Raw genomic sequence first — 15,000 nt, 5'->3', positions numbered from 1 at the left:
TCGACCCATATTTGATTTTTGTGCCGGGCTTGTCCATGGTCGACGGCAAGCCCATCCGTGAACGCGTGATTAGCGCGCACCAAACCAAATGGAAACCCCAATGAGTGGCATCTTCGATCTCACCGGCCGCGTCGCTGTCATCACCGGCGGCAATGGCGGCATCGGCCTCGGCATCGCGCAGGCACTCAACGCCGCGGGCTGCAACGTCGCGATCTGGGGCCGCAACGCGGAAAAAAAACGCCAACGCCGCAACGTCGATGAAGGCCGGCCCAGGCAAGGTCGCAACCCAATTCTGCGACGTCAGCGATCCCGGCTCGGTCAAGACCGCGATGAAGGCAACCCTCGACACCTTCGGCCGCGTCGACGGCTGCTTCGCCAATGCCGGCATCGGTGGCGGCGGACGCCGCTCCTTCATCGACCGCACCGAGGAGGAATGGCGACGGATGTTCGCGACCAATCTCGACGGCGTGTTCCACGTATTCCAGGCTGCGGCACGCCACATGACCGAGCGGTCCGAGGCCGGCGACAAGTTCGGCCGGCTGGTCGCGACCTCGAGCCTCGCCTCGCTGTTCGGCACTGCGCGCAACGAGCACTATGCGGGCACCAAGGCCGCGTTGAACGCGCTGTGCCGCGCGCTCGGCGTCGAGCTCGCCCGCCACGGCGTCACCGCGAACGCGATCCTGCCCGGCTGGATCAAGAGCGACATGACCGCCGGCATCATGGCCAACGACAAGTTCGTCGCCAACGTGATGCCGCGCATCCCGGTGCGCCGCTTCGGCGAGCCGAGCGATTTCGGCGGCATCGCCGTGTATCTGATGAGCAAGGCGTCGTCCTATCATACGGCGGATTGCTTCGTGATCGACGGCGGGTACACCGCGTTCTGAGTTTTCGCGGCGGCATCTCCAACTGTCGTCCCGGCGAAGGCCGGGACCCATAACCACAGGTTTTCTTGTGGGAGTGAGTTGTGGCCCCAGCGTCGCGTAACAATTCGCATTCGTGGTAATGGGTCCCGGCCTTCGCCGGGACGACGCTGAATTGTTGCACCGTCTGTGAAACATACATCCACATCATCGATGCGCGACTCAGCGTCGCTTCCGTCGCGGCAAAACTGCTGCTAAGCGTTCGAGCCGTAAGGACGCACAGGGCGGCTTTCATAACCAAGAGGGAGGATATTTCGGATGTTTTCACACGTGATGGTTGGCACCAACGATCTGGACAAGGCCAAGGCGTTCTATGATGCGCTGCTTGGCACGCTCGATGTCCGGCCGGCCCGGCTCGACGGCCACCGCATCATGTACCTCACCAAGGCCGGCATTTTCATGGTGTCCAAGCCGATCGACGGCGAACCGGCGACGCATGCCAATGGCGGCACGATCGGCTTTGCCTGCTCTTCGCCGGAGCAGGTCGAGGCCTGGCACGCCGCCGGCGTCGCCAACGGCGGCAAGCCGATCGAGGATCCGCCGGGCGTGCGCGAGGGTAACGGCATCAAGCTCTATCTCGCCTATCTGCGCGATCTCGACGGCAACAAGATCTGCGCGATGCACCGGTTGCCCTGACGATCAATCCAGCGTCGCGAGCGGCGGCGTTCAAACAACGTTTGAAACGCCGTCGCTAAATTCCGCGATGCGGTAGCGATCCTGCGAAAATCGGTGCTCGCGCTTCGCGCCGCACGCGTCTATTGTCCGCCGCGAAACGCGCCTTCGCGAGGGAGAAACGACAATGAAACATGCCTATGTGCCGCGCACCACGAACTACACGCTCAATCCGGGCGACGAGCTCAACGATCTCAGGATGTCGGACAAGGTCCGACCGCTCTACGACCATGTGAAGCAGTTCATCCGCGACACCGTCGACCCGATGTCGGTCGAGTTCTATCGCGCCGGCGAGAAGAAGACCAACCGCTGGAGCTTCACCGACGAGCAGCTCGCGATCCTGCAGAAGGCCAAGGACAAGGCCAAGGAAGTCGGCCTCTGGAACTTCTTCCTGCCCGACGCCGAGACCGGCGAAGGCCTCAACAACCTCGACTACGCCTATATCGCCGCCGAGCTCGGCAAGAGCCCGCTGGCCTCCGAGACCATGAACTGCTCGGCGCCCGACACCGGCAACATGGAAGTGCTGGAGCGCGTCGGCACCAAGGCGCAGAAGGAGAAGTGGCTGAAGCCGCTGCTCAACGGCGAGATCCGCTCGGCCTATGCGATGACCGAGCCGAACGTCGCCTCCTCCGACGCCAAGAACATCTCGACCACCGCCAAGCTGGTCGGCGACGAGTGGGTGATCAACGGCGAGAAGTACTACATCTCCGGCGCCGGCGACCCGCGCTGCAAGATCATGATCGTGATGGTGAAGACGAATCCCGATGCGGCGCCCAGCAAGCAGCAGTCGCAGATCCTGGTGCCGATCGACACCCCCGGCGTCGAGATCCTCGGGCCCATGCACGTGTTCGGCCATGACCATGCGCCGCGCGGCCACATGCATCTGCGCTTCAACAATTGCAAGGTGCCGAAGGAGAACATGCTGCTCGGCGAAGGCCGCGGCTTCGAGATCTCGCAGGTCCGCCTCGGACCGGGTCGTATCCATCACTGCATGCGCACCATCGGCAAGGCCGAGAAGGCGCTCGACATGATGGTGCAGCGCGGCCTGACCCGCGAAGCGTTCGGCAAGAAGATCGCCCATCTCGGCGGCAACATGCAGATCATCGCCCAGGCGCGCTGCGAGATCGAGGCGATGCGGCTGATGGTGCTGAAGGCGGCCAAGGCGATGGACGTGCTCGGCAACAAGGAAGCCCGCGTCTGGGTCTCGATGGTCAAGGCCATGGTGCCCGAGCGCGCCTGCAAGGTGATCGACCAGGCGATTCAGATGCACGGCGCCACCGGCATCTCGCAGTGGTCGCCGCTCGGCGAGATGTACCAGGACGTCCGCCACCTCCGCTTCGCCGACGGTCCGGACGAAGTACACTGGATGGTGGTCGGCCGCCACGAGCTGAGCATGACGTAGTTCCTCTCCCCCTTCTCCCCGCGCGCGGGGAGAAGGTCGGGATGAGGGGGAGTCTCCGCGCGGACAGTGAGAGACGGGACTCGCGGAGAGTCCCCCTCACCCGGAATTCAAGCTACGCTTGAATTCCGACCTCTCCCCGCAAGCGGGGCGAGGCAAGCAAGCGAGAGCTCCCATGGAATATTCCGCAAGCGACCTCACCCAACGCGAACGCTACAAGGTGCTGACCTCCTTCGTGCTGCCGCGGCCGATAGCCTGGGTCACGAGCCTCGGGCCGGACGGCGTGGTCAATGCGGCGCCGTTCTCGTTCTTCAACGTGTTCTGCGAAGACCCGCCGCTCTGCATGTTCGCGGTCAATCGCCGGCCGGATGGCCGTGAGAAGGACACGATGGTCAACATCCAGCGCCTGGGTGAATTCGTGGTCAACCTGACCGATGAACCGCTGGCGCGCGCGATGCACGAGAGCTCGGGCGACTTCCCGCCCGAGATCGGCGAGCCAGACTACCTCGGCCTCAAGCTCGCGCCGTCCAGCAAGATCGCGGTGCCCAGGCTCGCGGACGCGCCGTTTGCGATGGAGTGCAGGACCTGGAAGCTGATCGACGTCAACGGCGACCGCGAGCTGATCATGGGCGAAGGCATCCACTTCCACATCCGCGACGAATTGTGGGATCGTGATGCCATGCGCGTGCACATGGAGCGCTATCACCCGATCGGCCGCATGTTCGCCGACCGCTACTGCCGCACCGACGACCGCATGGTGTTTCCCGCGGCCGAGGGCGCAAAGACGAAATAGGAGAGACCGCGATGACTGAAGCATTCCGCGACAACGCTGCGCAGAGCCGGTTCGAGCTCGCAGTCGACGGCCACACCGCCTTCGTGGTCTACCGCAAGACGCCGGATACGATCACGCTCGTCCACACCGAAGTGCCGCCGGAGCTCGGCGGCCGCGGCATCGGCTCCAAGCTCGCCCGCGCCACGCTCGATGCCGTACGCGCGCAGAAGATCAAGCTCGTCGTGAAATGCGAGTTCATCCAGGGCTTCATGAAGAAGAACCCGGAGTATGATGATTTGCTGGGGTGATGCATGGTGAGGAGCGCGGAACGCGTTCCTCATAACGGATCATCGTCATTGCGAGCCACCCGGTCGGCGCGAAGCGCCGCCGGATGACAGGCTTCGCGAAGCAATCCACCGCGCCGCATACGCGGAAGAATGGATTGCTTCGTCGCTTCGCTCCTCGCAATGACGACGGTGAAAGCTTCAGAATCTCTCAGGATGACGGGTCAAATCGATCGCGCAGACTACGACGCCGCCTGCTCGCTGATCTTGTCCTGCGTCCTGGTCTCGAAATCGCTGGCGTCATGGCGCTCGTGGAGCTGGCTCGACGGCTCGCCCCAGGTGCGGTTGACCATGCGGCCGCGCTTCACCGCGGGCCGTGCCGCGATCGCGTCGGTCCAGCGCTGCACGTTCTTGTAGTCCTGCACCGAGAGGAATTCGCCGCCGCCGTAAAGCAGGCCCTTGGCGAGCCCGCCATACCAGGGCCACACCGCCATGTCGGCGATGGTGTAGACGTCGCCTGCGAGATATTCGTTGTCGGCAAGCCTGCGGTCCAGCACGTCGAGCTGGCGCTTCACCTCCATCGCAAAGCGGTCGATGGCGTATTCGATCTTGGTCGGCGCATAGGCATAGAAATGCCCGAAGCCGCCGCCGAGATAGGGCGCCGAGCCCATCTGCCAGAACAGCCAGGAGAAGGTTTCGGCGCGGGTCTTGACGTCGGTCGGCAGGAAGGCGCCGAACTTCTCCGCAAGGTAGACCAGGATCGAGCCCGACTCGAACACCCGGATCGGCTCGGGCCCACTGCGATCCATCAGCGCCGGAATCTTGGAGTTCGGATTGACCGCGACGAAGCCGCTGCCGAACTGGTTGCCGTCGATCTTGATCAGCCAGGCGTCGTACTCCGCGCCTGTGTGACCCGCCGCGAGCAGCTCTTCCAGCATCACGGTGACCTTGACGCCGTTCGGCGTCGCCAGCGAATAGAGTTGCAGCGGATGCCGGCCGACCGGCAGCTCCTTGTCGTGGGTAGGACCCGCGATCGGCCGGTTGATGCTGGCGAAGCGCCCGCCGCTCTCCTTGTTCCAGGTCCAGACTTTCGGCGGCTCGTAGGCAGAGGTGTCGGTCACGTCGGTGGCTCCCGGTTTCCAATTTTCCATGGCGCGGCAACCGCCGTGCCCATCCACATATCCGCACTAGATGGTGGGCAAACTTCGCTTTGCCCACCCCGGCAGATCGCATTTTCTATCCAGCGGAATGCGCTGCGAGCGATGCAGCCAAGCGACGCCTGCACGCAAGTCGCCGCAGCCGAAACCCGCTTGGCTTCGTTGACCGTGATGCGCTAGCGTTGCAGGGGCTGATGCCAACAAGCACAAAAAGCGGCCATCGGGAGAAAACCAACCCATGAAATCACCGATCTGCGACATGCTGGGGATCGAATTTCCCCTGCTCGCTTTCAGCCATTGCCGTGACGTGGTGGCGGCGGTCAGCCGCGCCGGCGGCTTCGGCGTGTTCGGCGCGACCCGGTATCTGCCGGAAACGCTGGAGCAGGAATTGAAATGGATCGACGATCATGTCGACGGCAAGCCCTATGGCATCGACGTGCTGATCCCCGAGAATATCTCGACGGCCGGCGAGAAGAACGTCACCTGGAAGAGCCTCGAGAAGCGCGTTTCCCAGGAGCATCGCGACTTCACCCGCAATCTGCTGAAGAAATACAACATCGAGCTCACGGCGCAGAGCGTCGCCGACAACCAGCCGCAGCCGTTCGATGCCAAGACTGCGCTGCAATTGCTCGAGGTCTCGTTCCGCCATCCGATCAGGCTGATCGCCAACGCGCTTGGCGTGCCACCGCGGGCGATGATCGAGATGGGCCGCCAGCACAACGTGCCGGTCGCAGCCCTGGTCGGCTCCAAGGAACACGCGCTGCGCCAGGTCGCGGCCGGCGTCGACATCCTGGTCGCCCAGGGCACCGAGGCCGGCGGCCATTGCGGCGAGGTCTCGACCATGGTGCTGGTGCCCGAGGTGATCAAGGCGGTCAGAAAGATCCGCGACGTGCCGGTGCTCGCCGCCGGCGGCATCATGACCGGCAGCCAGATGGCGGCCTGCATGGCAATGGGCGCAGCCGGCGCCTGGACGGGCTCGGTGTGGCTTGCCACGGTTGAGTCGGAGACCTCTGAAATCTTCCGCGAGAAGATGATCGCGGCCTCCTCGCGCGACGCGATCCGCTCCAAGGGCCGGACCGGCAAGCCCGCGCGGCAACTCCGTTCGGTCTGGACCGACGCCTGGGACCGCTCGCCGGACAGCCCCGGCGCGCTGCCGATGCCGCTGCAAAGCATCATCAGCCGCGACGCTTTCAACGCGATCGACCGCGCCGCCGCGGCCGGCAACGAGAAGGCCCGCGATCTCGTCAGCTACTTCGTCGGCCAGGGCGTCGGCCTGGTCGACAGCGTGAAGTCCGCCGGTGCCGTGGTGCAGGAGTTCAAGGAAGATTTCGTCGAAGCCGTCGAGCACATGAACGCGCTGGTGGCGGAGTGATACCCCCTCCCCGTCATTGCGAGCGAAGCGAAGCAATCCATTGCACCGCGTATGCGGATAGATGGATTGCTTCGTCGCTTCGCTCCTCGCAATGACGCCTCAAACAAACATCGATTCCAATATCGCAGAGTGAAGCAACAAGAATGTCGAACAGCATCCCCGAAGACCGCATTCCCGTCATCGTCGGCGTCGGCGAGATCGTCGACCGTCCGAAGGATATCGCGGCCGGCCTCGAGCCCCTCACCTTGCTCGAGGAAGCGCTGAAGCGCGCCGAGGCCGACAGCGGCGCAAAACTGCTCGCCGACCTGCAGTCGCTCGACGTCGTCAACTTCCTGAGCTGGCGCTACCGCGATCCGGAGAAGCAGCTGGCACAGCGGCTCGGCATTGCGCCGGCGCATCTCTATTATGGCCCGGTCGGCGGCGAGAGCCCGATCCGCTATCTGCACGAGGCCGCGCAGCGCATCGCCCGCGGCGAATGCAGCGTGGCGGCAGTTTGCGGCGCCGAGGCGCAATCGACCGCGACCAAGGCGCAGCGCGCGGGCGTCGAATTGCCGTGGACGCCGTTCGCGCATGACGTCGAGGAGCCGAAGCGCGGCGCCGCATTCCAGAAACCGATGGCGGTGACGCTCGGTGTGTTCAGGCCGATCACGGTCTATCCGCTCTATGAGAGCGCGACCTCTGCGCATTGGGGCCAGACGCCGCGCGAGGCGCTGAAGGAATCCGGCGAGCTGTGGTCGACCTATGCGCGGGTCGCCGCCGACAATCCGAACTCCTGGCTGAAAAAGCGCTTCACCGGCGACGAGATCACGACCGCGACGCCCGACAACCGGATGATCGCCTGGCCGTATACCAAGCTGATGGTGGCGAACCCGACCGTGAACATGGGCGGCGCGCTGATCCTGACCAGCCTTGCCAAGGCGCGCGCCGCCGGCGTGCCCGAGCACAAGCTGATCTATCCGCTCGGCGGCGCCTCGGCGGAGGAGCCGCGCGACTACCTGACCCGCGACCAGTTCGTCGAGAGCCACGCGCAGACCGCGGTGCTGAAGGCGGTGATGGACCTCGTCGGCGGCGATGGCAAAAAGTTCGATGCGATCGAGCTCTATAGCTGCTTCCCGTGCGTGCCGAAGATGGCGCGCCGGACGCTGGGCTTAGGTGCCGATGTGCAGCCCACCGTGACCGGCGGGCTTACGTTCTTCGGCGCGCCGCTCAACACCTACATGACGCATTCGGCCTGCGCGATGGTGCGCAAGCTGCGCAACGGCGGCACGCTCGGCCTGCTCTACGGCCAGGGCGGCTTCGTCACCAAGCACCATGGCCTCGTGCTGTCGCGCGCGGCGCCGACGGCCGCGCTGAAACAGGACACCTCCGTGCAGGCGGAGGCCGACAGCCATCGCCGCAACGTACCTGAGTTCACCGATGAGGCAGGCGGCAAGGGCAAGGTCGAGGCCTTCACCGTGATCTACCGCGCCAATGGCGAGGTCGAGCATGGCGTCACCATGCTGCGCACCGAAGACGGCCGCCGCACCCTCGGCCGCATCCCAGCGAGCGACACCGCGACGCTGGCGCATCTGCAGAATATGAACCGCACGCCGGTCGGCAGTATCGGCAGCATCGTCACCGCCGGTGACGGCATGCTTGAATGGCGGGTGGGATAGGTCTCCAAGCTCCCTCGCCCCGCTCTTGCGGGGAGAGGGTTGGGGTGAGGGGCCGCTTCCGCGAGTTCTGCACGCCGAGAGACCTGTACCCCCTCACCCGGATCGCATCTACCGATGCGATCCGACCTCTCCCCGCAAGCGGGGCGAGGTAAGAAAGGACGCCCTACCCCTTCACGTCCTGCTTTTCCGAGGCCGTGGTCGGCTTGCCCTTGGCGCCGGCGCCGGTGACGCGGACATGATCGCCGTCGGCAAGACCGTCCGGCGGGGCGGTGATGATGCGGTCGTCGGGCGCGAGGCCCGAGGCGATCTCGATCTCCTTGCCGAGGTCGCGGCCGATCTTCACGGTCTTGAACAGCACCTTGTCGTCAGGGCTGACGGTCGCGACCCGCAGGCCGCTGCTGTTGAAGATCAGCGCACTGGCGGGAATGCTGAGCGGCGTGGAATCACGCTGCAGGTTCAGCTTCACGCTGGCATAGCTTCCCGGCATCAGCTCGCCGGAGGAATTGTCGAGCCCGAGCTGCATCCGCGTCGTGCCAGAGGCGACATCGACCGCCTGCGAGGAGGCTTCCACCGTCGCCTGGAAGCTGCGGTTCGGGTAATCCGGCAGGTTCAGCGTGGCCTTGGCGCCGATCTTGATCGCCGGAACGTAGTTCTGCGGCACGTTGACATAGACGCGCAGCTTGGTGATGTCGGAGACCGTGAACATCGCCGGACCGGAGTTGCCGCCGGCATTGATCAGCGCACCGACATCGGTGTCGCGCGAGGTCACCACGCCGTCGAACGGCGCCGTGATCTTCTTGTAGCCGGCAAGCGCTTCCAGCCGCTCGACATTGGCCTGGCCCGCCCTGACCGCGCCGTTCTTGTTGGAGAGGTCGGCGGTGCGCTCGTCGATCTCCTGGGCCGAGACGAAGTTCGAGGCCACCAGCGTCTTGCGCCGGGCGAGCGTCGCCTCGGACAGCTTGGCCGAGGCCTGGGCGCTGGCGAGATCGGCGCGCGCCTGCAGCAATTGCTGATCGAGGTCGGGCGCCTCGATCTCGGCGATCACCTGGCCGGCCTTGACGCGGGCGCCGATGTCGGCGTCCCAGGTCTTCAGATAACCCGACACCCGGGCATAGATCGGCGCGCGGGAATAGGCCTCGAGGCGGCCCGGCAGGTCGATCGTGGGGCTCAGCGCCTTGGCGTTGGGCAGCGCCACCGCGACGGTCGGAATGGCCTGGTCGTCAGTCCATTCCTTCAGCCTGGTGTCCTGCTCCTCGCGCGCGCGGATCCCGGTGCCGACGATCAGTCCGGCGCCGACCAGTGCAACCACGCCGAATATGCCCAATCTCCGGCGGGACACCGGCGGGCGCTGTTCAGTGGGCTGCATGCGGAATCTCCGATGAGGCGGCGACTTTGGCGCCTTGCTTCTTGTGTACCATACTGAATACCACGGGAACAAACATCAGCGTCGCAAAGGTGGCGAAGATCAGGCCGCCGATCACGGCACGGCCGAGCGGCGCGTTCTGCTCGCCGCCCTCGCCCAGCCCAAGCGCCATCGGCGCCATGCCGATGATCATCGCGAGCGCGGTCATCAGCACCGGGCGGAACCGGACGAAACCGGCCTCCAGCGCCGCCGCGACGGGATCGCCGAGCTCCTCATAGCGCTCGCGGGCGAAGCTGATCACCAGCACGCTGTTGGCGGTCGCAACGCCCATGCACATGATGGCGCCCGTGAGCGCCGGAACCGACAGCGTGGTCTCCGTCGTGAACAGCATCCAGACGATGCCGGCGAGCGCTGCGGGCAGCGCCGTGATGATCACGAACGGGTCCGACCAGGACTGGAAGTTCACGACGATCAGGAAGTAGATCAAGACGACCGCGCCGAGCAGGCCGAACAAGAGGCCGGTGAAGGCGGAGTTCATCGTCTGCACCTGGCCGAGCAGCACCACGGACGAGCCTTTCGGCACCTCCTTGGCGGTGTCGGCGATGAGTTGGCGCACGTCGGTCGCGACGCCGCCGAGATCGCGGCCCTGCGTCGTGGCGTAGATCTGCACCAGCGACTGGATGTCGTATTGCGACACCACCGCGCTGGAGGTCGCGCGCTTGATGTCGGCGATGCCGCCGAGGATCGGCGCCTGGGTATTGCCGGCCGCGGTGATCGGCAAGGTCTGCAGCGCGCTCAGCGAATCGATCTGGTACTGCGGCGTCTGCATCACGATCGAATAGGACACGCCGTTGTCGGGGTTGAGGTAGTAGGTCGGCGCGACCTGCGAGGAGCCGGCGAGATTCACCACCAGCGAATTGGTGACGTCGCGCTCGGTCAGGCCGACATATTGCGCGCGGGTGCGGTCGACATCGATGTTGAAGGTCGGATTGTTCGGCGACTGCTGGATCCGCGCGTCGGCGATGCCGGGAATGCGCTTGATCTTCGCCAGCAGCTTGTTGGCATAGGCGTAGTTGCCCTCGAGATTGGCGCCGCGGATCTGCAGATCGATCGGCGCCGGCGCGCCGAAGTTCAGGATCTGGCTGACGATGTCGGCCGGCAGGAAGGAGAAGCTGGTGCCCGGGAACAGCCGCGGCAACTGCTCACGCAGCGTGCGGACATGCTGTTCGGTCGGCTTGTGACCTTCCCTGAGCTTGATCTGGATGTCGGCATCCTGCGGCCCGATCACGCCGGTGTTGTTGTAGGTCAGGTTGATGCTGGAGATCGGCATGCCGATGTTGTCGGTCATGGTGTCGATCTCGCCCGGGATCAGCTTGCGGATCGCCTTCTGGACATCCGCCATCTGGTTGGCGGTCTCCTCGACGCGGGTGCCGACCTGGGTGCGGACATGCATCAGGATGTTGCCGGCGTCGACTGCCGGGAAGAAGTTGCGGCCGAGGAACGGCACCAGCAGGAACGACACGGCCACCACGGCAAGGAAGCCGCCGACGAACACCTTGCGGTGGCCGAGCGCCATCGCAAGCAGGCCATGATAGCCGCCGCGGATACGTTCGAACCGGGCTTCGAAGCCGCGCTGGAACCAGACGAAGGGATTGCGCGACTTCGGCGGCGCGCCCTCATGATGCACATGCGGCTGCAACAGATAGTTCGCCATCGTCGGCACCAGGGTGCGCGACAGGATGAACGACCAGATCATCGCGAACATGACCGCTTCGGCCATCGGCACGAACAGGAAGCGCGCGACGCCGGTGAGGAAGAACATCGGCACGAACACGATGCAGATACAGAGCAGCGAGACGAAGGCCGGCGTCACGATCTGGTTGGCGCCGTCGAGGATCGACTGCTCGACCGGCTTGCCCTGCTCGAGATGGTAGTTGATGTTCTCGATCGTCACCGTGGCGTCGTCGACCAGGATGCCGACCGCGAGCGCAAGGCCGCCGAGCGTCATGATGTTGAGCGTCTCGCCGATCAGGGACAGCATGATGATGGCGCCGAGCACCGACAGCGGGATCGACACCGCGATGATCACGGTCGAGCGCCAGCTGCCGAGGAACAAGAGGATCATCACGCTGGTCAGCAGCGCCGCGATCACGCCCTCGAAGGCGACGCCGGTGATCGCACCGCGGACGAACACCGACTGGTCGCCGACGAAGCCGATCTTGAGCGCGTCCGGCAGCTGGTCCTTGACGTCGATCACCTTCTGCTTGATGCCGGCGATGATATCGAGCGTCGATACCGCGCCGGCCTTCAGCACCATCATCAGCACCGAGCGGTTGCCGTCGACATGGACGATGTTGGTCTGCGGCGGATTGCCGTCGCGGACGGTGGCGACGTCGCGCACATAGACCATCGCGCCGTTGACGGTCTTGATCGGCAGGTCGCCGAGCTCCTCGATCTTGAGCGGCGAGTTGTTCAGATTGATGGTGTATTCGAAACTGCCGATCTTCTGGGTACCAACCGGCGTGATCAGGTTCTGCGCGGCAAGCGCGTTGGCGACGTCCTGCCCCGACAGGCCGCGCGCCTGCAGCGCGGTCGAATTGAGGTCGATCTGGATCTGGCGCTGCTTGCCGCCATACGGATACGGGATCGCGGCCCCGGGCACCGTGACCAGCGGCGTGCGCAGCTGGTTGATGCCGATGTCGGCGAGGTTCTGCTCGGTGAGGCCGTCCCCCGAGAGCGCGACCTGGATGATCGGAACCGTCGAGGCGCTGTAGTTCAGGATCAAGGGCGGCGTCGCGCCCGGCGGCAATTGCTTCAGCAAGGTCTGGGCGATCGCCGTGACCTGCGCGTTGGCGGTGCGGATATCGACATTGGGCTGGAAGAAGATCTTGACGATGCCGATGCCGTTATAGGAGTTAGCAACGATGTGCTCGATGTCGTTGACCGTCGTGGTCAGCGTACGCTCGAACGGGGTCGTGATACGGCCGGACATCTGGTCCGGCGGCAGGCCGGTGTACTGCCAGGCCACGCCGATCACGGGGATGCGGATTTCGGGAAAGATGTCGGTCGGCGTGCGGAGCGCCGCCAGCGGTCCGATAATCAGCAGCAGGATCGCGAGCACGACGAAAGTATATGGCCGGCTCAGCGCGATACGAACCAGTGCGATCATAAAAGCAGCATTCCCGAAATGAAGCCCGCCCCGGGCAGAGGAATCGACATTGCAAAAGCCGTTCCGATAGCGGCCGATTTACCCGATGCCGTGCGAAACGCCAACCCGCGGAGCCGCGGCGGCCTTCACTTCCTTGGCATCCTTCGTGAGGCCGCGGACGCGCCGGACAAGGCGCAGCCGGTCACGATCGCGTCGTCATCAAAAAGAGACAGCCCTGCTGCAAAAGCGGGCTGGCCGAGGATGCGGTTTCGGCCGCCGCGGGCTAGCGCATCGCTGCCCTGCAAAAATGCAAAACGTGGTGAGCCGGTCGGCCCACCACGCTTGTGTTCGTTGCCCGATGCAGATCGTTCGGGCCGCGGGATCAGGCCGCGCGGACGGCGTCGAGGAACTTGCCGACCTCGAGCTTGAGGCGGTTGCTGTCACCCGAGAGCGACTGTGCCGCCGACAGCACCTGGCTCGAGGCCGAGCCGGTCTCATTGGCGCCGTGCTGCACGTCGGTGATGTTGGCCGAGACCTGCTGGGTGCCCTGCGCCGCCTGCTGCACGTTTCGGGATATTTCCTGCGTTGCTGCGCCCTGCTCCTCGACCGCCGCCGCGATGGTGGACGAGATCTCCGACAGCCGCTCGATGGTCGAGGAGATTTCCTTGATGGCACCGACCGACTCCTGGGTCGCGGTCTGGATGCCGGCGATCTGCTGGCCGATCTCCCCGGTCGCCTTGGCGGTCTGCTCGGCCAGCGCCTTCACCTCGGACGCCACGACCGCGAAACCGCGGCCGGCCTCGCCGGCGCGCGCCGCCTCGATGGTGGCGTTCAGCGCCAGCAGATTGGTCTGGCCGGCAATCGTGTTGATCAGCTCGACGACGTCGCCGATCCGCGCAGCAGCCTTCGACAGCTCGCTGACGCGATCGTTGGTGGTACGCGCCTGGCCGACGGCGTCACCGGCCATCCGCGCCGATTCCTGCACCTGACGGCTGATCTCGGTCACCGACGACGACAGCTCTTCGGTCGCCGACGCCACCGACTGCACGTTGGTCGAGGCCTCCTCGGACGCGGCCGCGACCGAGGTGGTCAGCTCCTGCGAACGCCTTGCGGTCGACGACAGGGTGCTCGCCGAGGCTTCGAGCTGGGTCGAGGCCGACGACACGGTCTGCACGATCTCGCCGATCATCTGTTCGAAATTGCGGGTGATGGTGTCGACCCGGCGGCCGCGCTCGATCTTGGCTTCGGCATCGGCAGCCGCGGCTTCGTCGGCCGCCTTCTTGGCGACCAGGGCTTCCTTGAACACCTGCAACGTATCGGCCATGGCGCCGATCTCGGTCTTCTCACCCTGGTGCGGCACGACGGCGGTGAGGTCGCCGCGGCCGAGCGCCTGCATCGGGCTGACGATCGAGGCAATGCCTGCCGAGATGTCGCGAACCGTGTAGAGGCTGACGCCGACGCTGATCAGGATCGCCAAGCCGAGGATCACCGCGACCATCATCAGGGCCGAGCTGTAGTTGCTCGCGGAGTCCTGGGCGGCCTTTTCGGCACCGACATTGTTGAGCTCGATGTCCTTGTTGAGGATTTCGTCCGCCTCGAGGCCGATCTTGTTCACGACCTTGGTATTGAGCTCGTGCGCCTCATGGGGAAGCTTGCCGGCTTCCTTGCGCGAGATGGCCATCACCTCCTCGGTGCCCTTCCTGTACTTGTCCCAGGTCTCGGACCACTGTTGGTAGAGCGCGCGCTCCTCCGGAGTGGCAATCATCGGCTCGTACTTGGCGCGGGCCTTCGCGCTCATCTCGACGACACCGGCGAGCGTCTTTTCCGCCGCCAGCTTCTCTTCGAGCGTTTCCGAGAGCATGTGCTCGCGGATCACGTTGCGATAGGTGATCACCCCGGCGCGCAGCTCACCGAGCACGCGCACGCTCGGCAACCAATTGGTCGTGATGTCGACCGTGCTGGCGTTGATCGCCCGCATATTCCAAACTGCAAGCAGGCCCATGCCCGTCAGCGCGACGAGCAGGAACGCAACCGCGGCAATGATCTTGGCGCGGATCGAGAATTTGGCGAACATTATGATGTCTCTGGGGTGCCGGGCTCGCGAGGCCCGTTCGTGCGGGAAGATGACTGATGGCGCTGCGGGACGCCGCAGATATCAAAGCCAGCCCCCCTCCTTAAGTAGGGTTAATTTGCTTACCCGTTGAACTACGGAGATACCCGTCATTGCCGTGACATGACGCGCGAAAGGCGCATCAAGA

10 protein-coding genes and 1 pseudogene are annotated in these 15,000 nt (G+C 64.9%); 7 read left to right on the top strand and 4 right to left on the bottom strand.

The genetic code is table 11. The features are described from left to right. Positions 1–100: 100 nt before the first annotated feature. The 5 genes and pseudogenes from JQ507_09545 to JQ507_09525 all read left to right on the top strand — a co-directional run bounded on the left by JQ507_09545 (position 101) and on the right by JQ507_09525 (position 4,071). Positions 101–884: pseudogene (locus JQ507_09545) on the top strand (SDR family oxidoreductase). A 294-nt stretch (positions 885–1,178) separates the two neighbouring features. Continuing rightward, positions 1,179–1,556 (top strand): VOC family protein, encoded by a 378-nt coding sequence (locus tag JQ507_09540; protein ID QRI71690.1) that lies wholly within the window; start codon positions 1,179–1,181, stop codon positions 1,554–1,556. A 163-nt stretch (positions 1,557–1,719) separates the two neighbouring features. Next, positions 1,720–2,994, top strand: a complete 1,275-nt coding sequence (locus tag JQ507_09535; GenBank protein ID QRI71689.1) for an acyl-CoA dehydrogenase family protein — start codon at positions 1,720–1,722, stop codon at positions 2,992–2,994. A gap of 172 nt (positions 2,995–3,166) precedes the next feature. Next, positions 3,167–3,784 carry a flavin reductase family protein gene (locus JQ507_09530; GenBank protein QRI71688.1) on the top strand — a complete coding sequence of 206 codons (618 nt, stop codon included), beginning with the start codon at positions 3,167–3,169 and terminating at the stop codon, positions 3,782–3,784. A gap of 11 nt (positions 3,785–3,795) precedes the next feature. Continuing rightward, positions 3,796–4,071: an N-acetyltransferase gene (locus JQ507_09525; GenBank protein QRI71687.1), complete on the top strand. Its 276-nt coding sequence runs from the start codon at positions 3,796–3,798 to the stop codon at positions 4,069–4,071. A 218-nt stretch (positions 4,072–4,289) separates the two neighbouring features. On the opposite strand, the gene yghU is transcribed toward JQ507_09525, so the two are convergent. Then, on the bottom strand, positions 4,290–5,168 hold the full coding sequence (gene yghU, locus JQ507_09520) for a glutathione-dependent disulfide-bond oxidoreductase (protein QRI71686.1): 879 nt from the start codon (positions 5,166–5,168) through the stop codon (positions 4,290–4,292). A gap of 274 nt (positions 5,169–5,442) precedes the next feature. Between yghU and JQ507_09515 the strand changes: the two genes are divergently transcribed. Next, complete coding sequence (locus tag JQ507_09515) at positions 5,443–6,576, top strand: nitronate monooxygenase (protein QRI71685.1); 1,134 nt, start codon at positions 5,443–5,445, stop codon at positions 6,574–6,576. Between the two features lie 143 nt (positions 6,577–6,719). Continuing rightward, a complete protein-coding gene (locus tag JQ507_09510; protein ID QRI71684.1) occupies positions 6,720–8,231 on the top strand; it encodes an acetyl-CoA acetyltransferase in 1,512 nt (503 codons plus the stop codon). Positions 8,232–8,394: 163 nt separating this feature from the next. Here JQ507_09510 and JQ507_09505 read toward each other — a convergent pair whose 3' ends face one another. The 3 genes from JQ507_09505 to JQ507_09495 all read right to left on the bottom strand — a co-directional run bounded on the left by JQ507_09505 (position 8,395) and on the right by JQ507_09495 (position 14,816). After that, positions 8,395–9,597, bottom strand: a complete 1,203-nt coding sequence (locus JQ507_09505) for an efflux RND transporter periplasmic adaptor subunit (protein ID QRI71683.1) — start codon at positions 9,595–9,597, stop codon at positions 8,395–8,397. Beyond that, positions 9,584–12,763 (bottom strand): efflux RND transporter permease subunit, encoded by a 3,180-nt coding sequence (locus JQ507_09500; protein QRI71682.1) that lies wholly within the window; start codon positions 12,761–12,763, stop codon positions 9,584–9,586. Before JQ507_09500 ends, JQ507_09505 begins: the two co-directional genes overlap by 14 nt. A gap of 361 nt (positions 12,764–13,124) precedes the next feature. Further along, positions 13,125–14,816 (bottom strand): MCP four helix bundle domain-containing protein, encoded by a 1,692-nt coding sequence (locus JQ507_09495; GenBank protein QRI71681.1) that lies wholly within the window; start codon positions 14,814–14,816, stop codon positions 13,125–13,127. Positions 14,817–15,000 lie beyond the last annotated feature (184 nt).

The sequence above is a fragment of the Bradyrhizobium sp. PSBB068 genome, from assembly GCA_016839165.1.
Lineage (GTDB): Bacteria > Pseudomonadota > Alphaproteobacteria > Rhizobiales > Xanthobacteraceae > Bradyrhizobium.
The sequence above is the reverse complement of the archived record's forward strand: the minus strand, read 5'-3'. Positions and strand labels throughout refer to the sequence as shown.